Raw genomic sequence first — 20,944 nt, 5'->3', positions numbered from 1 at the left:
CGGTCTTTCAAACTTTCACTCTTTCAATCTTTCGCTCTCTCACTCTTTCGCTCTTTAAAACCCCTTATTAATCTTACACATCATGAAAACCATCTTAATCCCCATTTTGGCGGGGCTGGTACTTTCCTGTGCCCAATCGAACGCCCAGTCGCCCGAATTCAAGGAGAAGGTGAGCAAAGAGTTCACCGGAGCCAGCACCTTGGTTATCTACAACATCAACGGGTTTATCAACGTAGAGGGCACCTCCGGCGATAAGGTGTTGCTTAACGTAGACAAGCGCATCACCGCCGACGATAAGGAAACCCTCGAAGAAGGTAAACGGGAGTTCAAGGTGGCCTTTGAGCAGAAAGGCGACACGGTGATTGCCTACATCGCCGAGCCGTTTGATTCGCGGCCGAACCGTAGAAATAATAACTGGGGCAACGAGGATCGCAATGAGTATGATTTTACGCTGGATTTTACCGTGAAGGTGCCGCGTCAGATGAACCTTCGGATAGCCACCGTCAATCGCGGTGACGTAACGGTCAAAGACGTAACGGGGTCGTTGCGGGTCCGGAACGTGAACGGAGCCATTCGGCTCACCAACGCTAAGGGAGCCACCGACGCCCACACCGTCAACGGCAATGTGGAGGCTAATTACCTCGCGAACCCACCCGAGAAGTCTTCGTACTACACGCTCAACGGCGATATCAAGGTCAGCTATCCGGCCAATCTTTCCGCCGATCTGCAATTCAAAAGCTTTCAGGGCGAGTTTTACACCGACTTCCCTGAGGCCGAAATCTTACCCATACAGGTCGTCAAAAATGAGGAGCGCCGGGGCGACAAAACGGTGTACAAACTCAACAAAAACACCTCCATACGCATCGGAACCGGTGGTAAAACCTTTCGTTTCGAGACATTCAACGGTAACGTTTACATTAAAAAACAATCATAATCAGCATGAATAACATCGTAACTGCCATTGCCTTTTTGCTCCTGACCGGAACAGCACCCGTTCTTGCCCAGGACGACGTAAAAGAACAATTGGTTATTCCGCTAAGTGATCCCGGTAAGCCTGGTTCTATAGAAATTGGTCTGATAAACGGCTTCATCCACGTAGTTGGCTATACCGGAAAAGACGTAGTTATCGATGCGGTCTCCGACGGCCAGCGACGCGAACGAAGCACATCACGGGCCGCCGAACCGGGAATGAGACGCATCCCGACCGGCAACGGCCTTGAACTCTCGGCCGAAGAACGTAACAATCGGATCAAAGTAAACACGTCGAGCCACTCGAAGCCGGTTAATCTGACCATCAAGGTGCCGCAACGGTTCTCGCTCAAGTTAAGCACTGTCAACACCGGCGACATTATTGTCGAAAACGTGAACGGCGAACTGGAAATCAACAATGTCAACGGCCCTATTGAGTTGACTAACATCAGTGGCTCTGCGGTTGCCAACACGGTTAATGGCGATTTGCGGGCAGTATTTCGGGAGGTCGACTCAAAAACCCCGATGGCTTTCTCGACCCTCAACGGCCGTGTCGATGTTACGTTCCCTTCGAACGCCAAGGCGAACGTCAAGATGAAATCGGATCGGGGTGATATTTTCAGCGATTTTGACATCGACATCGAAAAAGCACAGCCGAAAGCCACACGCTCCAGCCAGTCGGGCATGTACCGGGTCAGTGTGGAAGACTGGGTCTACGGCAAGATCAACGGGGGCGGCCCCGAAATCATGATGAAGAGCATGCAGGGCAGTATTTTTGTCCGGAAGGCGAAGTAGCTACCCAGGTCTTGACTATCATTAAAATAGGCAGATCAGTGAGTAACAAAACGATCTTATTTCTTTGGCTTTGCGGTCAAGTGTTGACGACTTGCTTCACAATGCAGTCTTACGGACAGAGCAAGTCGGCCTTGACCAGCCAACGCCTAGAAAACAGACTCATCCCGATTACAAAGGCGGGTGCTGATAGCGGTTCCTACCAAACGATTTACGAGCGGATGAAAGCGTTGAACGTGCCGGGAGTTAGCATTGCCGTATTTGATGGGGGTCAGATTCGTTGGGCGAAAGGGTACGGGCTAAGCGATAAATCACAAGCCAAGCCCGTTGACACAGCCACTCTTTTTCAGGCTGCTTCGATTTCCAAGCCGGTCACGACGGTCACTACATTCAGGCTCATCGAAGCTAAGACGCTTTCACTGGATGAAGACGTGAACCAGAAACTTCGGCGTTGGAAAGTCCCTGAGAACGAGTATACGACTAAGGAGAAGGTGACCGTCCGGCGTCTTGTCAGCCACATGGCCGGCCTGACCGTACATGGTTTCGCTGGCTATAATCCTGCTGACAAACTACCTACCGTAGAGAATATTCTTAACGGAACTCCACCGGCTAACTCGTCCCCTGTTCGCGTTAAGGAGACACCCGGTGAAAAGGAAACGTATTCGGGAGGAGGTTTCACTGTTCTCCAACTCCTTTTGGAGGATGTTACTGGCAAATCGTTTGGAGCATTAGCGGAAGAAATGGTTCTTCAGCCCGTTGGCATGAAACATAGTACGTTCAGCCTGCCTTTGCCGAGCGACAAGGCATCCCGCGCAGCTAAAGGATATGAAGAGACCGGCGACATGGTGGATGGCGGCTACCACGTTTATCCCGAATTAGCGGCTGCCGGCCTTTGGAGCACACCTTCTGATTTAGCTCGATTCATGATTAATGTCAGCGATTCGTACCGGGCTGATAAAGGAATACTTCGGCAGGCCACTGTTCGTCAGATGCTGGTTAAGATTCCGCAAGCGGGTGGCTTAGGATTTGGTGTAGACGGCTCGGGCGAAACGCTTCGCTTTCGGCATAGTGGCGGAAACGCTGGGTTTTCCTGCTACGCGGTCGCCTTCGCCGAGACGGGCCGGGGTGTAGTGGTCATGACCAATTCAGACAATGGAACTCCACTTATTCACGAATTGGTTCGGGCTATTACTCGTGAGTATCAATGGCCGACCATGTGGCCGAAGGAATGAGTGAAGGCAAAGTATTTATGCATGAAAATGAAGTAACTGATGCAACGAACCGGAATAAAACACGTCTTTGTAACGAAACATTAGTTTTAAAAACCGGTGCGTATTAAAGTTAGCTCACCGCAGCGGTAGACCCCCCAATTCAAAAACAAACCTGATCATAAAAGCCCCCTTCTCGGAGGGGTAGGGCGAGGTCTGTCGTTGCGGTACGTTAACGTCTGCATTCAATCTAATAATTCTATGAGAAACGCTTACTTCCTTTTCTTTTTATCGCTAATCACCCATTCCGTTATGGCGCAAACACCCGGTAAGCTAACCGGTACGTTGAAAGACGAAGCCGGAGCTGCCATTAGTTTTGGGACTGTAGCGGTCGTTCCAGCGTCTACAACTACGATTGTGACTGGTGGTGTGAGCGAAGCTGATGGTAAGTTTGCCGTCCAAACACCAGCGGTTGGTACGTATCGCCTGCGCATCACAGCCGTGGGCTATAAGCAGTTTGAAACGCCTGCCTTCACTGTAACCGCCCCTGACTTCGCCAAGAACTTTGGTACGATTGGGTTGAAAAGCGATGTCAAGCAGTTGAAGGAGGTAAACGTGCAGGCGCTGCAACCAACCATTACGCAGGAAGCCGACCGAATGGTAGTCAGTGTCGAAGGAACGGCGATGGTGGCGGGCAACACGGTTTTTCAGATGCTGGCCAAAATACCCGGTGTGTTTATTGACCAGGAAGGTAACATTCAGTTGAACGGCCGGAATGGTGTAACGGTGATGCTCGACGGCAAACTCACCTACCTCTCCGCCCGCGACTTACGGACGATGTTCGAAGGTATGTCGGCGGAGAACGTCAAAAACGTAGAAATTATCACGAATCCATCGGCGAAGTACGATGCAGAAGGGTCGTCGGGTATTCTGAACATCAATCTAAAAAAGAACACCCAACGCGGCATGAACGGCAGCCTCTACGCGGGCTACACGTACAACGGCAAGCAGCACGGCTACAACAGTGGAGGCACGATTAACTACAAAAGTGGCTCCTGGAACTCCTTTGCGAACCTCGATTGGGCACGGCGGGTCGGTGGACGCGAAGCCACATTTACCCGAATTTTCTACGGCGAACAGCAAACGACGTATTTTGACCAGGTAGCTACCGGCAACTTCCAGGCGCAGGGACCGCCCGCCGTTCGGGTCGGCACGGATTATTCGCTCAACGACCGCCATACCATTGGGGCGATGGCTTATTACAACACCAACCAGGCTTACAGTAATTTCTTAACGGATACCTACATTGGCAGCAACCGAAACCGTCCTTCGCAGTACATCAACGCGGACAACTACACCAGCAGCCGATTCACTAATTTTACCTCGAACCTGCACTACGCGGGCAAACTCGACACGTCAGGGACTACGCTTACGGCCGATCTGGATTACGCACGCATCACTAACCCAAACCGGTCTGATTTTTTTAACTATTTCCGCGACTTAAACTCCGACCAACCCGACAGCACCGACTTTCTGTTCACTGACATTCGGAGCGGCTACACTATTTACGCGGCTAAGATGGACTTCACCCGTCCGTTTTCGAGGGGTCGAAAGCTGGAAATGGGTGCCAAGGCAAGTCGGGTTATCTCGGATAACGACGCTCGGTTTTATCTCAATAACGGCGACGTACCGGTGCTCGATACGCGCCGGACGAACCACTTCTACTACCGCGAATTCATCTACGCGGCTTACCTGAACTGGAACACCAAACTCGGCGAACGTTATACGGTGCAGGCCGGTTTACGCGCCGAACAAACTGTATCTAACGGGCAATTGCTGACGACTGGGCAGGAAACCAACCGGTCGTACCTGAGCCTGTTTCCGAGCCTGTTCATCCAGCAAAAGGTGAACGCCGACTATGACATTAATTACAGCTACAGCCGACGTATTCAGCGGCCCAACTACGGCAACCTGAATCCGTTCATTCTGTACCGCGACCCGTACACCTGGTGGCAGGGAAACCCGTATCTGCGTCCCCAGTACACCCACGCATTCAGCATGACGCACAGCTTCAGGAAGCGTTACAGCTTGATTATGAGCTACCAGCTTGTCCGCGATGTAATTGCCGAGCTGCCGCTGTTGGATACCGAAAGAGCCACGACGGTCTATTACATCGGCAACGTCAACGACGGCCACAACGTCAGCCTGACAGGTATCGTCCCAATCAAGTTTGGTAAGCGTTGGGAAAGCAGCAACACGCTGGTTATGTCGTACAACAAGTACAACACGGTCGTGAATCAGACATCCATCGCCAACGACCGCCTTTTTTACATGATTCAGTCTAACCAGACCATTCAACTGCCGTTCGATCTGCGGGCGGAGGTCAACGGTTCGTACCGCGGGCCAACAGCGTACGGCCTGTATTTTGTCGATTCGCAGTGGTGGATTCACCTGGCTTTGAAGAAGACGTTCCTCAACAAAGCACTGGATCTTAGTCTAAACGCCAACGACATTTTCAAAGGTCAGCGGATCAAAACCGCAACCGTTGTTGACCGCAACGTCAACGAGTTCGATCAGTATTTCCGCGCCCGAACCATCGGCGTCACTCTGCGCTACAAATTCAGCCGCGGTCAAAAAGTAGACGAGAGCCGTCGCAGCAACAGCCTGGAAGAGCTGAATCGTACGGGCGGTTGATGCTGAGCGTAGGGCTTGGGTCAGACGGAACGTCTGACCTACACTCCCATGCAACGAGTGGAACTATTTACGCATCTCTTGTAATGCTCGGCTGATTCAATCGTCTCATATACATCCAGATCCTTAGCCCTTGCCCCACGCCCTAAACCCCAAGCCCCTATGCTACGCAACTACCTGAAAATCGCCTGGCGGAATATCGCCAAGAGTAAGACATTTTCGTTTATCAACGTGCTGGGCCTGGCCCTGGGCATGACGTGTAGTTTACTGATTCTGCTGTGGGTGCAGGACGAACGGAGCGTTAACCGCTTCCACGCCAATGGTCCACGTATCTACCAGGTACTTGAAAACCAGCAGTGGACCGGCAACGATATCAGCACCACGCCCGCTACGCCCGGCCCGCTGGCTCCGGCCCTGGTTGCTGAGGTGCCGGAGGTGGAAAAGGCCGTCAAGATTACGTGGGAAGAAGAACGGCTGCTGGCCCTGGGCCAGAAAGCGTACAAGGAGAAAGGCCGGATCGCCGGTCCGGATCTGTTCCAGATTTTCACGTTCCCGTTCCTTCATGGCAACGCCAAAACCGCCATTCTGGAGCCGACCTCCATTGTCATCTCCGAAAAGGTGGCGCTGAAGCTTTTTGGGAAGACGGACGTGCTGGGGCGCATGATTCGCCTGGACAACAAAGAAGACCGCAAGATAACGGGCGTGATGCAGAACATTCCCGAAACGTCGTCGCTGAAGTTTGACTTCGTCTTACCCCTGGAGCCCTTTGAAAAAGAAAATCAATGGATAACCAAGTGGGACAACAACGGCATCCGGACGTTTGCGCTGCTCCACGCCAACGCCGATGTAAACCGCGTTAACGCCAAGATTCTGGACTTTGTCCATCAGCACGATAAGAACGTAACGACCATCAAAACGTTCCTGTTTCCGTTCGAAGACAGCTACCTCTATTCTAAATTTACCAATGGCAAACCCGACGGCGGACGCATCGACTATGTGCGTTTGTTCACCATCGTTGCTATTTTCATCCTGATCATTGCCTGCATCAACTTCATGAATCTGGCCACGGCCCGGTCGGCCAAACGCGCCAAAGAAGTCGGCATTCGCAAGGTAGTTGGTGCAGAGCGGTCGTTTTTGATCGGACAGTTCATTGGCGAGGCCGTGCTGACGGCCGGAATGGCGCTCATTTTTGCCGTCCTCCTTATTCAGGTACTACTCCCCGTTTTCAACACCCTGACCGAGAAACAGATCAGCATTGAATACGGTAACCCTTACTACTGGCTAACGTTGCTGGGACTGACCCTGCTGACGGGTATTGTCTCGGGGAGCTACCCGGCGCTGTTCCTGTCGTCGCTGCAACCCGTCAAAATCCTGAAGGGAACGCTGCGGTTCAAGTCGGGGGCCGTACTGTTCCGCCAGGGGCTGGTCGTGTTCCAGTTCGCCCTGTCGCTGCTACTCATTATCGGTACGTTGATCGCGGGTCGGCAGGTCGATTACATCCGCACCAAAAATCTTGGCCTCGACCGCGAAAACGTCGTGTACATGGCGCTGGAGGGCGATCTGCCCAAACGTTTCGACGTGTTCAAGCAGGAGCTGCTGCAATCGCCGGGGATTCAGTCGGTCACCTCCTCCGGTTCTGATCCGCTGGCCATCGGCAATTCGACCATCGGCGTAGAATGGAAAGGCAAAGACCCCGCCGACAAGACGCTCTTTACGCAGATGCCCGTCAGCTACGATTTCATCAACACCATGAAGATCAAGCTGCTGGACGGCCGCGATTTCTCAAAAAACGTCGTTACCGACAGCACCAACTACCTTGTCAACGAAGAAGCCGCCCGGCGTATGGGCATGAAGAGCCCGGTCGGTCAGGACCTCAAGTTCTGGGGTAAATCCGGCAAGATCATCGGCCTGATGAAAAACTTTCATCTGAACTCACTTCGAGTTGCCATTGAACCTCTCATCCTTCGGCTGGATACGACCTACAACAGTACCGTTATCATTCGCACCCGCCCCGGCGACATTGAAAAGGCTATTGCCAGCATGCAGGCGTTGTCGAAAAAGCACAATCCCGCTTATCCATTTGCCTACGAATTTGCCGACGAGAGCTTCGAGAAGCAGTATACGAGTGAGACACTGATCGGCAAGCTGGCCAACTACTTCGCCATTCTGGCCATTTTTATTGCCTGCCTGGGTCTGTTCGGCCTGGCCATGTTTACGGCCGAGCAACGGACCAAGGAGATCGGCGTTCGCAAAGTGCTGGGCGCTTCCATACCCAGCATCGTTACGTTGCTCAGCAAGGATTTTCTGCGCCTGGTGCTGATCGCCATCGTCATTGCGACGCCCATTGCGTGGTACAGCATGAGCCAGTGGCTGCAGGATTTCAAATACCGCATCGACATTGAGTGGTGGATGTTTATGGGAGCGGGTTTGTTGGCCATCGCCATTGCCCTGCTGACGGTCAGCTTCCAGAGCATCAAAGCGGCCCTGATGGACCCCGTGAAGAGCTTACGGACGGAGTAGAACCGAACGGGTGGCTAAACTTGTCCGCTCCGCGTCCGTTTGCGGACAATTAGCCAAACAGCCCACTAAGTAAACCTCTGTTAATCAGCATACTCTATTTACTGGTATAGCATTTGAAGCGGTTCGCGTACGATACCTTTCTACTTATACAAAGACATCATGCTCCGCAATTACATCCTCATTGCGCTACGAAACCTGCGTAAACATAAAACGTTCAGCGCCATCAACATCGTTGGGGTGGCTGTTGGCTTAGCGTGCTTTTTGCTGATCGCCCTTTACGTTAACGATGAACTCAGCTACGACCGCTACAATGCCAACGCCGACCGGGCGTACCGCGTCACACGGACGTTTCTGTCGTCGGATGGCGTCCCTTCACTACGGCTGGCCCAGGTTGCCCCTCCGTTCGGCCCGCTGATCAAGCAGGATTTTCCGGAAGCGGAACAGGTTGCCCGAACCATCGAAACCGGCGGCCTGATTCGATACGGCGAAAACCGCTTCGACGAGCAGGACGTGTATTTCGCGGAGGCCGACCTCTTCAAAATCCTGAGTTTCGATCTGGTCAGCGGCAATCCCGACAAGGCGCTGGAGAACCCGTTTTCCATCCTGTTCTCCCGCCCAATGGCCGAGAAGTACTTCGGCAGGGAGAATCCGGTCGGCAAAACGGTTCGGTATAACAACCAGTACGACCTGACTGTTACGGGCGTGTTCGAACCGCTGCCTCCTCAGGCCCACTTCCACCCGAACTTTCTGGTTTCCTTCACGACCCTGAACGACCCACGTATCTATGGCGCGGAGGGCTTACGGACCAACTGGAGCAACAACTCGTTCAATACCTACGTACTGCTGGCTTCACCGGCCGCTGCGCAGCGGATGGAAAAAGCCTTTGGGCCGTTTCAGGATAAACACGTACCGTCCGACGGCAGTACCAAAGCTTCGAAATGGTCGCAGCTTACGCTGCAGAAGGTCACGGACATTCATCTGTACTCGCATACGGATTCGGAGATTGAACCGACCAGCGACATCAAGAATGTGTACCTTTTTTCGGCCATTGGTTTGTTCATTCTGCTCATCGCCTGTATCAATTACATGAACCTCGCAACAGCCCGGTCGGCCGGCCGCGCCAAGGAAGTCGGGATGCGTAAGGTAGTCGGGGCGTTGCGTAACCAGCTGGTCGGTCAGTTTCTGAGCGAATCGATTCTGCTGGTTCTCTTTGCGCTGCTTTTCGCGATTGTACTGGTCGTGATTTGCCTGCCTTCTCTCAACGACTTCACCGGCAAGCAACTGTCGTTCGGGCAATTGATTGACCCTGTCTTTCTTGGCACACTCATCAGCATTACGCTGATAACGGGCCTGGTAGCGGGCAGTTATCCGGCCTTCTTCCTGACGTCGTTCCGGCCCATCGGTGTTCTGAAAGGTCAGGTGGCGTCGGCCATGCGAAACGGAAAGCTGCGGCAGGTTCTGGTGGTGACGCAGTTCGCGATTGCCATTGCGCTCATTATCGCCACGGCCGTAGTCTACAACCAGATGAGCTACATTCAGAACTACCGGCTTGGCTACCAGAAAGACCAGATCGTGCTGCTATCGGACGTTGGCGACTCAACGACCAACTACGAAACCCTGAAACAAGCGTTAAAATCGACCGGCCTGGTTCGGGAAGTGGGGCGATCGTCGCGGATTCCGTCGGGGCGGCTCCTCGACTCGTGGGAAGCGTCGGCTATGAAAGGCGACAGCATGGCTCCGGTCAATATCAACCTGCGGGGGCTTCAGATCGACGAAGACTTTATCACTGCCTACCAGATCGGTATGGCGGCCGGGCGGAACTTCTCGCGCTCATTCTCTACCGATACGTCGATGATCGTTCTCAACGAAACGGCCGTCAGGCTCCTTGGCTGGACGCCCCAGCAGGCCGTTGGCAAGCGGTTCAGGTACGGTTCCCGAGATGGTCAGATTATCGGTGTCACGAAAGACTTCCATTTTGAATCACTCCACCAGAACATGTCGGCCATCGCGATGGTGATGGCCCCTGACCGGCTCAACTGGCTGTCGATGCACATCGGCGGTGGCGGCCGCAACGTAGAGGCCGGGTTGAAGCACATCGAATCCGTATGGAAAAAATACTTCCCGGAACGGCCCTTCGACTACCAGTTTCTGGACGAACGCTTCGACCGGCTCTATGCCCGCGAGCAGACGCAGCAGACGCTCTTCACCATCTTCGCCGGCGTGGCCATCCTAATCTCATGCCTGGGTCTGTTCGGTCTGTCGATGTTCATGGCTGAGCAACGGACCAAGGAAATCGGCATCCGGAAGGTCCTGGGCGCTACGGAGCTGAGCCTCGTAACGCTCTTCTCGAAAGACTTCCTGAAACTGGTACTCATTGCTCTCGTCATTGCCTCGCCGATAGCCTGGTATGCGATGTACAACTGGCTGAACGGCTTCGCCTACCGCACCGACATTCACTGGTGGGTCTTCCTGCTGGCGGGAGGTCTGACGGTCTTCATCGCCCTGCTGACGGTCAGCTTTCAGAGCATCAAAGCCGCGCTGATGAATCCCGTGAAATCGCTTAGAACGGAGTGAGGAGGAGAGGGAGGAAAGGAGAAAGGGGAGGAGAGGAGAAAAGGAAAGAATCCGGCCTGTTCCCCTCCTCCCTTCCTCCTCCTCACCTCCCCTTCCTCCTCTCCTCCCTTTCTCCCTTAAAACATATGCTTCGCAACTACCTCAAAATCGCCGTCCGGAACCTGGCCAAAAACCGGATCTATAGCCTGTTGAACATCGGCGGGCTAACCGCGGGGCTGACGTGCTTTGCCTTTATTACGCTGTGGGTCATTGATGAGTGGAGTTACGATCGATTCAATGAAAAAGCGGATCGCATCTTCCGCGTTTCGGGTAAGATCATTAATGAGTCCGAAACCTTTGAACACGCGGTATCGTCGGTACTGATGGGCCCATCCCTGAAGAACGATTATCCGGAGGTTGAGGACTACGTTCGGTTCGATATGAACAACGAGATCGTTGTCAGGAAAGGAGCACAGTTGTTTGCCGAGAATGGCATTCTCCTTACGGACCCGTCGTTCTTCAACGTATTCAGCTACCAACTGAAACAGGGTGATCCCAAAACGGCCTTGCGTGACCCCTACAGCCTGATCCTGACGGAGAGCATGGCCAGAAAGTATTTTGGCAGCGCGAATCCAATAGGTAAATCGCTCACTCTGCTGCTTTACGACAGCACCGGGCGGGGCATGCCGTACCGTGTTACGGGGGTTATGCCCGACGCCCCCCAAAACGCGCATTTTACGTTCAACTTCCTGGTTTCGTTTGCAACCCTGATCGCTTCCGACCGGGCCGAATACACATCGCCCAATGCCTGGGGCAATAACAGTTTCTACACGTACATTCTGCTGAAAGAAGGCGCTGACGACAAGGCACTTCAGGAGAAAATGCCGGATTTCTACGAGCGACATGTGGCTCCGCTTGCGCGCAAATACGCGGGCAGCGGAGGGGCCGGGCGAACGGATTTTATTCTGCAGCCACTGACTGACATCTACCTGACCTCGCATCGGCGGTATGAGATCAGTCCCACCAGCAGCCTTAACAATCTTTACATTTTCGGCACCGTCGGTATTTTTATTCTGCTGCTGGCCGGCATTAATTACATGAATCTGGCGACGGCCCGCTCCATTCAGCGAGCCAGGGAAGTGGGCGTGAAGAAGGTAATCGGGGCCGTCAGGAAACAGTTGATTACCCAATATCTGATCGAAGCGTTTTTGCTGGCGATAGCGTCGTTCGTATTCGCGCTCGGCTTGTGTACGCTCTTCCAGCCCCTGTTTCACGCCGTCACGAACAAAGACCTCTCGGTATTTGCATCGCCCGGCCTGACGGGTTTTATGCTGGCGGTCTCGCTGCTCCTCGGTTTGCTATCCGGCATCTACCCGGCCTTTGTCATATCGTCTTACAATCCCATAACCGTTCTCAAAGGCTCCTTTTCTACATCGGCGAGAGGGGCCTGGCTACGTCAGTTGCTGGTTGTTCTGCAATTCACGATTACTATAGTGCTGCTGGTTGGTATCCTGGTCATTAATTCGCAGATGTCGTTCATTCAGCATAAGGACCTGGGATACACGAAAGAAGCCTTGTTGACTCTCCGGGTCAACGGCGATACGCAGGTGCAGTCGAAAATTGATGCGTTCAGGAACGACGTAACAGCGGGCGGCCTGGTTAAAGGGTTAACCACGTCGAACAGCATACTGGTAGGCGGCATGGGGAATAACGGCGCCAATACCGTCGACAACCAGGGCAAGCCGATTTCAACCAGCATTTACCGGCTTATGGTCGACTACGATTACGTGGACGTAATGAACATGCGTCTGGCAGCCGGCCGCAACTTTTCACGCGAATACCCGGCCGATGCCCGCGGTGACTCTACCCAGAATTTCATCCTGAATGAAGCGGCCGTACAAGCGTTTGGCTGGGAAACGCCGGATAAAGCCATTGGGAAGCCGTTTATGGTGGGTGGCCGCCGAGGAACGGTAGTCGGCATTGTACAGGATTTTAACTTTAACTCATTGCAGCATAAAGTTGAGCCGCTTGTGATGGTGTTACGGGGCGAAACCTTTGCCCAGATCATCCTAAAGATTGACATGCAGCGTCCTCAGGAAGCCATTGCCTTCATTGAAAAGCAGTGGCATACCCATTTCCCAACGTCATACCTGGATTACAGTTTCCTGGACGAGAAGCTGAATACCCAGTACGAGTCGGAAGCCCGCTTTGCTACCATTTTCCTGTATTTTTCGCTGCTATCCGTTCTGATTGCCTGCCTGGGTCTGTACGGCCTGACTGCCTTTGCTACGCAGCAGCGTACCAAAGAAATTGGCGTTCGGAAGGTCCTGGGCGCGTCGGTTGCCAGCGTTGTGGGGCTACTGTCCAAAGATTTCCTGAAACTGGTACTAATCGCCATCGTCGTTGCTACGCCCATTTCGTGGTACGCCATGAACCGCTGGCTACAGGATTTTGCCTATAAAATTGACATTGAGTGGTGGGTTTTTGCCCTGGCGGGCGCACTGGCTACATCCGTTGCCTTGCTGACGGTCAGTTTCCAGAGCATCAAAGCCGCGCTGATGAATCCCGTGAAATCGCTTAGAACGGAGTGAGGAGGAAAGGGAGAAAAGAATACGGCCTGTTCCCCTCCTCCTTTCCTCCTCCCCTTCCTCCTTTCCTCCCTCTCCTCCTTTCCTCCCTTAAAACAATGCTCCGCAACTACCTCAAAATCGCCCTCCGGAATCTGGCTAAGAACAAAGCCTATTCCGCCATCAACATCCTGGGCCTCGCCGTCGGTATGGCCATTGCCATGCTGATTGGCCTGTGGATTTACGACGAACTGTCGTTCAACAAGTTCCACCGCAACTACGACCGGTTGGCCAGGCTCTACGTCAACCAGACTTTCAACGGGAGTACGGGCAGCAGCCGGGCTATTTCCATTCCGTCGGCTACCGAAATCCGGACCAAGTATGCATCCGATTTTAAATACGTAGCGCTGGGTTCGTGGAACTACGGTCATCTGCTGGTCAGCAAAGACAAGAAGATCAATCAGGAAGGCATGTACGTGGATACGGGCCTGCCGGAGATGCTTTCGCTGACCATGCTCAAAGGCAGTTACGCGACGGCGCTCAAGGAGCCGAACTCGATTCTGCTGTCGGCGTCGGTGGCCAGGACGCTATTTGGCGACACGGACCCGATGAACAAAATCATCCGGGTAGACACGAAGCGCGACGTGCGGGTAACGGGCGTGTTCGACGACCTGCCGTTCAACTCCGAGTTCTACGAGGTGAAATTTTACATGCCGTGGAGCGCCTACCTGATCGACCAGCCGTGGGTAAAAAATTCGCTTGATCAATGGGGCAACCACTCGTTTCAGTGCTTCGCTCAACTGGCCGACAACGTTGACATTGAACGCGTTTCGACCAAGATCAGGGACGTAGAGAAAGCCCACAGCACCCCGCAGGAGAAACCGGAGTATTTCCTGCACCCCATGAGCAAATGGCACCTCTACTCCGACTTTAAGGAAGGCAAAAACGTGGGCGGTGGGATTCAGTTCGTTTGGCTGTTCGGCATTATCGGCGTGTTCGTATTGCTGCTGGCCTGCATCAACTTCATGAACCTCAGCACCGCCCGCTCCGAAAAACGGGCCAAAGAAGTAGGCATCCGAAAGGCCGTCGGTTCACTCCGCCAGCAACTGATTGCGCAGTTTCTGAGCGAGTCGATCCTGGTCGTAACCTTTGCACTGGTGCTGTCTCTGCTGATCGTACTGGTTTCGCTGTCGTCTTTCAATGAGCTGGCCGGTAAGCAGGCATCGATCCCGTACCAGTCGCCTGTTTTCTGGGCACTCCTGCTAAGTTTTACGCTCCTCACAGGCCTGGTGTCGGGCAGCTACCCGGCGTTGTATCTCTCCTCCTTTAACCCGCTTAGCGTCTTAAAAGGTACGTTCCGGGTCGGTCGCTGGGCGTCGCTGCCGCGTAAAATACTGGTCGTGCTTCAATTTACGGTATCCATTACGCTCATCATCGGCACGATCATCGTGTTCCGGCAAATTCAGCACGCCAAAAACCGGCCCATTGGCTACGACCGGTCCGGGCTGCTGCAAATTTCCGTCAGCACAGCGCTCGGCGGCAAATACGACCCGCTGCGCGATGACCTGCTGAAGACGGGCGCGGTATACGAAATGAGCCAGTCGTCGAGCCCAACGACCGGCGTCTGGTCCAATCAGATCGGCTTTGAGTGGGAAGGCAAAGACCCCAAATCCGTTCCGCTGTTCGGCACGATTGCCTGCACCCATGAGTTTGGAAAAACCATCGGCTGGAAAATCATCGACGGCCGGGATTTTTCGCGGGCCTACTCAACCGATACGTCGGCGTTCGTGCTGAACGAAGCAGCCGTAAAACTGACCGGCCTCAAGAACATCGTCGGCAAAACGATACGGTACAACGAGAAGCCAATGCAGGTGGTAGGCGTCATCAAAGACATGGTGATGGAGTCGCCGTATGAACCCATTAAGCCGACCATCTTCATGGTGAACTACGACTGGGCTAACATCTTCAACGTCAAACTGAAGCCGGGCGTACCCGTGAAAGACGCGCTAAAAAAAGTCGAAATGGTATTCAAGAAATACGACCCCGAAAGTCCGTTTGACTTCAAGTTCGCCGATGCCGAATACGACAACAAATTCCGGGATGAAGAACGCATTGGCAAGTTGGCACGCATTTTTGCCGTGCTGGCCATATTCATCAGTTGCCTGGGTCTGTTTGGTCTGGCGTCGTTCGTGGCCGAGCAGCGTACCAAAGAAATCGGCGTACGCAAGGTGCTGGGCGCGTCCGTCACAAGCCTTTGGGGGCTACTGTCCAAAGACTTCGTGCGGCTGGTCATCATCTCGTTTCTGATCTCAGCACCCATTGCCTGGTATTTCCTCAACGACTGGCTGCAGCAGTACGAATACCGTACCGGCATTTCGTGGTGGATTTTCGCCCTCGCGGGCATTGGTGCCACCATCATTACCTTGCTGACCGTCAGCTTCCAGGCCATCCGGGCCGCGTTGATGGACCCCGTTAAATCGCTTCGAACTGAATAGCGTGGGGCTAGGGGCATGGGGCGTAGGGTAACAATCCTATCCCCAACCCCTACTCCCCTGCCCTTAGCCCCAAGCCCCTAACCCCAAACCCTTATGCTACGAAACTATCTCAAAGTCGCCTGGCGTAACCTGCTGCGCCACAAAGCCTTCTCCGCCATTAACATCGTTGGGCTGGCCATCGGCATGGCAGCCTGTCTGCTGATTCTGCAATATGTAGCGTTCGAACTGAGCTACGACGACTTCCACGCGAAAGGTGACCGGATCTATCGCATCCGGCAGGACCGCTACAACGACGGCAAGCTCAGCACCGAATGGGTGTCCGGGGCGTATGCAGCCGGAAACGCCTTCAAAGACGCGTTTGGCGAGATTGAGCAGTACGTTAAAGTCGTCGGCACGGCCCCCATCGTGGTTGATGCCAAAGCCAATGAGCAGTTGAAAATTGAGAAAGTATACTATGCCAGCCAGGCCTTCTTCAACGTATTCTCATACCCGCTGATCGTCGGAGACGCCCGGACGGCCCTGCTGGAGCCCAACACGGTTGTGCTCTCCGAATCCGTGGCCCGCAAGCTGTTTGGTACGTCCAATGCCCTGGGCAGGACCATGCAGGTCAACCGGAAACAAGCCGTTACAGTAACGGGGGTCTACCAGGACATACCCGAAAACTCGCACTTCAAGGCGGATATGCTCCGTTCGTATGCCACCTTCGTCAAAAACATGGGGCCGGACAACAACCCCGACAAAGCCTGGCAGTGGGATGGCTGCCACTCGTATTTGTTACTACGTCCCGGCACCAGCCCGAAAGCGCTCGAAGCCAAGTTTCCGTCGGTGGTTGACCGACAGGCGGGCGAGGAACACAAGCGCTACAATTCAGCCGCCATTTACACCTTACAACCCCTCCGCGATATTCACCTGTACTCGCACTATATCGGCGAATTCGAACCGAACGGCGACGGCAACACGGTGTATCTGCTGCTGGGTATTGCCTTTTTCATCGTCGTGATTGCCTGGGTTAACTATGTCAACCTGGCAACGGCGCGGGCCATTAACCGGGCCAAGGAAGTAGGCGTTCGGAAGGCGGTAGGATCGCAGCGGAGCCAGCTCATCAATCAGTTCATGTTTGAATCGTTCCTGCTCAACGGCTTGGCCGTCGGTCTGGCGCTGCTGCTCGTGATCGTGACCATACCGGCGTTCAATAACCTGTCGGGTCAGCACCTGACGCTCTCCCTGCTGGGCAGTGGTCGCTTCTGGCTGGCGTTGCTGGGTCTCTTTACCATTGGCGTATTCTTCTCGGGCTTGTACCCAGCCTTTGTCCTGTCCAACTTCAGGCCCGTGGTCGTGCTCAAAGGCCGGATGGTCAATACGCGGCAGGGGATTCTGCTGCGCAAAGGGCTGGTGGTTTTCCAGTTTGCGGCTTCGCTGTTTCTGCTGGTTGGTACGCTGGCCGTTTTCCGGCAGATTCAGTTCATGCGGGAGCAGACACTGGGCCTGAACGTCGACCAGACGCTGATTATCCGCCCGCCCATTGTTGCCAGCGATTCAACGTACATGGGTCAGCTCAAGGCGTTTAAAGAGGAACTGCTTCGCCAGTCGACGATTCGTACCATTACCGCTTCTACGTCTATTCCCGGCGACCCGGTGGGCTGGAATGCCGGCGGTATCCGGCTCAAGGGCCTCGACGAAAGCAAGGGCAAGCAGTACCGGGTTATCGGTGTCGACTACGACTACCTGACCGGCTACGGCCTGAAACTACTGGCCGGCCGCAACTTCGCCAAAGACTTCGGTACCGACCCCAAAGCGGTTATCTTCAACAAGATGGCTATTCAGCAACTGGGCTTTAACAAACCCGAAGAAAGCATTGGCAGAGAGATTGAATTCTGGGGCGAAATCTTCACGATTGTCGGCGTGGTCGACAATTTCCACCAGCAGTCGCTACGGGAAGCGTACGAACCGTTGATCCTTCGCCTGATTCCGGACGTGCGGGGCTTTTTCTCGGTGAAAATGGCCCCAACGGAAGCAAGCCAGACCATCACTACGCTCCGATCAGCCTGGAATCAGTTTTTTCCCGGCAATCCGTTCGAGTACTTCTTCCTCGACCAGCATTTCGCCGAGCAGTACCGGGCCGATCAGCGCTTTGGGCAGGTATTCGGCTTCTTTACGACCCTGGCTATACTGGTCGCCTGCCTGGGCCTGTTCGGTCTGGCGTCGTTCACAACGCTGCAACGCACCAAAGAGATTGGCATCCGGAAGGTGCTGGGCGCGTCGGTGGGCGAGATTTTACAATTGCTGTACCGCGAGTTTGTCGTGCTGGTGTTCGTCGCGTTCGTGGTATCGGCTCCGCTGGCGTGGTTCGCCATCAATCGCTGGCGGGAGAGCTACGCATTCCGTGCCGACCTGAGCGGCTGGCTGTTTGTGCTGCCGTTTGTCGTCGTCCTGATCATTGCCCTGCTGACGGTCAGCTTCCAGAGCATCAAAGCCGCGCTGATGAATCCCGTGAAATCGCTTAGAATGGAGTGAGAAGGAGGAAAGGGAGGAAAGGAGGAGAGGAGGAAAGGTAGAAAAGCAGGAAAGAATCCGGCTTATTCCCCTTCTCCCTTCCTCCCTTCCTCCTTTCCTCCCTCCCCTCCCTCCCCTCCCTTTTCTCCCCTAAAACATATGCTTCGCAATTATCTTAAAATCGCCGTCCGGAATCTGCTTCGGAGTAAGTCGTTTTCGGCCATCAACATCCTGGGTCTGTCGGTAGGTATGACCTGCTGCATGCTGTTGCTGCTCTACATCCGCAGCGAACTGTCGTTCGACAAGCACCATGAGCACGCTGACAATCTGTACCTTTTGGGCTCAAAAGCTAAAATCGGCCAGAACGCCGGCCGGGAATGGCCAAATGCTTCGGCTCCGTACGGCCCTGCGGTAAAGGCCGACTATCCGGAGGTGGTGCAGATGGCCCGGCTGTTTGCTCTGGACGAGAAAGCTCTGTTGCAGGTACGTGAACAGGGTAAAGCCGTGGTATCTTTCTACGAAACGAAAGCCTACCAGGTTGATTCGACGTTTTTTGACCTGTTCTCCTACACATTTATCGAAGGCAGTCCCAAGCATGCGCTCACGGATCTGCACTCGGTGGTGCTATCGGAGGAAGTAGCCCGGAAGCTGTTTGGCAACACGAGCGCGCTCGACAAACTCATTCGCATTGGCGGAGAAGCCGGTTCGGGCGAAGAGTATCGGGTAACCGGCGTTTTCCGCGATGCCAGCGCCAGCTCGCACATCGACGCGCGGCTGTTTCTACCGCTCTACGCCGGGGGGATTGGCCGCTTCCTGCGTGAAGGACCGCTGGATTTCGCCAACAACAACATGTTCCTGACGTATCTGCGCTTACAACCCGGCACCGACCCCGAGCAGCTGCAGAAGAAGTTTCCGGCATTTATTGAAAAATACGCCCGGACCGATCTGAAAGCAGTCGGCTTCGACAAGGATATGTTTCTCGTCCGGGTACCTGACCTGCATTTGTACAACAACTTCCAGGCGGTCGTTACGCCAACGAACAGTATAACGTACCTCTACATTCTGGGCTCCATTGCGATTTTTACGCTGCTGATTGCCTGCATCAACTTCATGAACCTCTCCACGGCGCGGTCGGCTAAACGGGCGGCTGAGGTGGGCGTCCGGAAGGTGATGGGGGCCGAACAGGGTGCTCTGGTGCGGCAGTTTCTGGGTGAGTCGATGGTGCTGACGGTCCTGGCGCTGGTCATTGCCCTGCTTTTGGTGACTATTTTTCTGTCGCTGTTCAACCAGCTCACTAACAAGTCGCTGTCGGTTTTTGAGCTGTTTGAACCACAGATCGCCCTGGCCTTTATCACCCTGGCCCTGCTGACCGGGTTGATTGCCGGCAGCTACCCCGCTTTCTACCTTTCCCTGTTCAACCCGGCGCAGGTGCTGAAAGGAAAATTCATCAACTCGATGTCGGCCGTAGCCCTGCGTCGGGGGCTGGTCGTTTTCCAGTTTGTCGTGTCGGTTGGTCTGGTGCTGGCTACGTTTATCATTCAGGAGCAGATGCAGTTTATGCGCGAGCAGCCACTGGGTTTCGCGCAGGACCAGCAGATTGCTATTCCTTTGCGCAGCAGTGAAGCCCGGGCCGTCTACACCGCGTTCCGGAGCGAGATTATACGAAACAATCAGGTGGCTGGCGCATCGGGTACGCAGTTTTACCCGGGCATCGCCAACCTGAGCGACATGGTCTTTCACCGCCCCGACCAGAGCGTTGATCAGGGGCAGGATGTCCGGATCAACCGGGTCGATTTTGATCTGATGCAAACGATGGGCTTCCAACTGAAACAGGGTCGCCTGTTCTCGCGTCAGTTTCCGGGCGACACCAGCGACCGTCTGATCGTCAACGAAGCCACCTTACGCAAGTTTCAGATTGATGAGAAGAAAGCCATCGGCCAACGGCTGGACTTTACGTGGCAGGGCCAGACGTACCCCTTCGAGATCGTGGGCGTGGTAAAGGACTTCCATTTTGAAGACCTGCACGAGACCATCGAGCCGTATGCCTTCATGCTGAACCGCCGGCCGAATTTCAACTACGTTATTGTGCACGTCAATACGCCTAACATGGCGAATGTGCTGGGTTTCCTGGAGCAGACATGGCGATCGCTGCGGCCCGACGAGCCGTTTGAATATACCTTCCTGAACGAAGATTTCCAGAAGAACTACCAGGCCGAAGCCCGTACCTCACGCATTGTCACTACGTTCACCATCATTTCCATCCTGATTTCGTGCCTGGGCCTGTTTGGGTTAGCGGCCTTCGCGGCTCAGCAGCGGACCAAGGAGATCGGCGTCCGGAAAGTGCTGGGCGCATCGGTAACGAACATCGTTATGCTGCTGGCCAAAGACTTTCTGAAACTGGTGCTGATCGCCATTCTGATTGCGTCGCCCATTGCCTGGTGGGCGATGAACAAGTGGCTGCAGGGCTTCGCCTACAAGATCGACATTCCGCTTTGGGTGTTCCTGGTAGCCGGTGGTCTGGCGGTACTGATCGCGTTTGCGACCGTGAGTTTTCAGAGCATCAGGGCCGCCCTGATGAATCCGGTGAAGAGCCTGCGGTCGGAGTAATGAAGCAGGGGGCAGGGGGCGCGGGGCAGGGGGTAGTGCTAACCCCGCT

At 54.3% G+C, this 20,944-nt stretch carries 10 protein-coding genes; all 10 read left to right on the top strand.

The annotated features are described in order from the left end of the window. The first annotated feature begins 82 nt into the window (after positions 1-82). The 10 genes from DYU11_RS32665 (at position 83) to DYU11_RS32620 (ending at position 20,895) form a co-directional block, all read left to right on the top strand. Positions 83-934, top strand: coding sequence for a DUF4097 family beta strand repeat-containing protein (locus DYU11_RS32665; protein ID WP_119671960.1), 852 nt, complete (start codon positions 83-85; stop codon positions 932-934). A 5-nt stretch (positions 935-939) separates the two neighbouring features. After that, the gene (locus DYU11_RS32660) at positions 940-1,764 is read left to right on the top strand and encodes a DUF4097 family beta strand repeat-containing protein (RefSeq protein WP_119671959.1); all 825 of its coding nucleotides are present in this window, start codon (positions 940-942) and stop codon (positions 1,762-1,764) included. A 101-nt stretch (positions 1,765-1,865) separates the two neighbouring features. After that, positions 1,866-2,993, top strand: coding sequence for a serine hydrolase domain-containing protein (locus DYU11_RS32655; RefSeq protein WP_119671969.1), 1,128 nt, complete (start codon positions 1,866-1,868; stop codon positions 2,991-2,993). A 288-nt stretch (positions 2,994-3,281) separates the two neighbouring features. Continuing rightward, positions 3,282-5,663, top strand: coding sequence for an outer membrane beta-barrel protein (locus DYU11_RS32650; protein WP_229366178.1), 2,382 nt, complete (start codon positions 3,282-3,284; stop codon positions 5,661-5,663). Between the two features lie 159 nt (positions 5,664-5,822). After that, the gene (locus DYU11_RS32645; RefSeq protein WP_119671957.1) at positions 5,823-8,180 is read left to right on the top strand and encodes an ABC transporter permease; all 2,358 of its coding nucleotides are present in this window, start codon (positions 5,823-5,825) and stop codon (positions 8,178-8,180) included. 159 nt (positions 8,181-8,339) lie between these two features. Further along, a complete protein-coding gene (locus DYU11_RS32640; protein WP_119671956.1) occupies positions 8,340-10,754 on the top strand; it encodes an ABC transporter permease in 2,415 nt (804 codons plus the stop codon). 125 nt (positions 10,755-10,879) lie between these two features. Further along, positions 10,880-13,324, top strand: a complete 2,445-nt coding sequence (locus tag DYU11_RS32635) for an ABC transporter permease (protein ID WP_119671955.1) — start codon at positions 10,880-10,882, stop codon at positions 13,322-13,324. Positions 13,325-13,419: 95 nt separating this feature from the next. Beyond that, positions 13,420-15,795: an ABC transporter permease gene (locus tag DYU11_RS32630; RefSeq protein WP_119671954.1), complete on the top strand. Its 2,376-nt coding sequence runs from the start codon at positions 13,420-13,422 to the stop codon at positions 15,793-15,795. Between the two features lie 93 nt (positions 15,796-15,888). Next, positions 15,889-18,309, top strand: a complete 2,421-nt coding sequence (locus DYU11_RS32625) for an ABC transporter permease (protein ID WP_119671953.1) — start codon at positions 15,889-15,891, stop codon at positions 18,307-18,309. A gap of 138 nt (positions 18,310-18,447) precedes the next feature. After that, positions 18,448-20,895 carry an ABC transporter permease gene (locus DYU11_RS32620; RefSeq protein WP_119671952.1) on the top strand — a complete coding sequence of 816 codons (2,448 nt, stop codon included), beginning with the start codon at positions 18,448-18,450 and terminating at the stop codon, positions 20,893-20,895. Positions 20,896-20,944 lie beyond the last annotated feature (49 nt).

It is taken from the genome of Fibrisoma montanum (assembly GCF_003583365.1).
Taxonomy (GTDB): Bacteria; Bacteroidota; Bacteroidia; order Cytophagales; family Spirosomataceae; genus Fibrisoma; species Fibrisoma montanum.
The sequence above is the reverse complement of the archived record's forward strand: the minus strand, read 5'-3'. Positions and strand labels throughout refer to the sequence as shown.

Bases quoted from the DNA above. Each gene is read 5' to 3' on its own strand.
- DYU11_RS32635 (WP_119671955.1), top strand. From the start codon at position 10,880: ATGCTTCGCAACTACCTCAAAATCGCCGTCCGGAACCTGGCCAAAAAC.
- DYU11_RS32660 (WP_119671959.1), top strand. From the start codon at position 940: ATGAATAACATCGTAACTGCCATTGCCTTTTTGCTCCTGACCGGAACA.
- DYU11_RS32620 (WP_119671952.1), top strand. From the start codon at position 18,448: ATGCTTCGCAATTATCTTAAAATCGCCGTCCGGAATCTGCTTCGGAGT.
- DYU11_RS32645 (WP_119671957.1), top strand. From the start codon at position 5,823: ATGCTACGCAACTACCTGAAAATCGCCTGGCGGAATATCGCCAAGAGT.
- DYU11_RS32640 (WP_119671956.1), top strand. From the start codon at position 8,340: ATGCTCCGCAATTACATCCTCATTGCGCTACGAAACCTGCGTAAACAT.
- DYU11_RS32625 (WP_119671953.1), top strand. From the start codon at position 15,889: ATGCTACGAAACTATCTCAAAGTCGCCTGGCGTAACCTGCTGCGCCAC.
- DYU11_RS32650 (WP_229366178.1), top strand. From the start codon at position 3,282: ATGGCGCAAACACCCGGTAAGCTAACCGGTACGTTGAAAGACGAAGCC.
- DYU11_RS32630 (WP_119671954.1), top strand. From the start codon at position 13,420: ATGCTCCGCAACTACCTCAAAATCGCCCTCCGGAATCTGGCTAAGAAC.
- DYU11_RS32665 (WP_119671960.1), top strand. From the start codon at position 83: ATGAAAACCATCTTAATCCCCATTTTGGCGGGGCTGGTACTTTCCTGT.
- DYU11_RS32655 (WP_119671969.1), top strand. From the start codon at position 1,866: ATGCAGTCTTACGGACAGAGCAAGTCGGCCTTGACCAGCCAACGCCTA.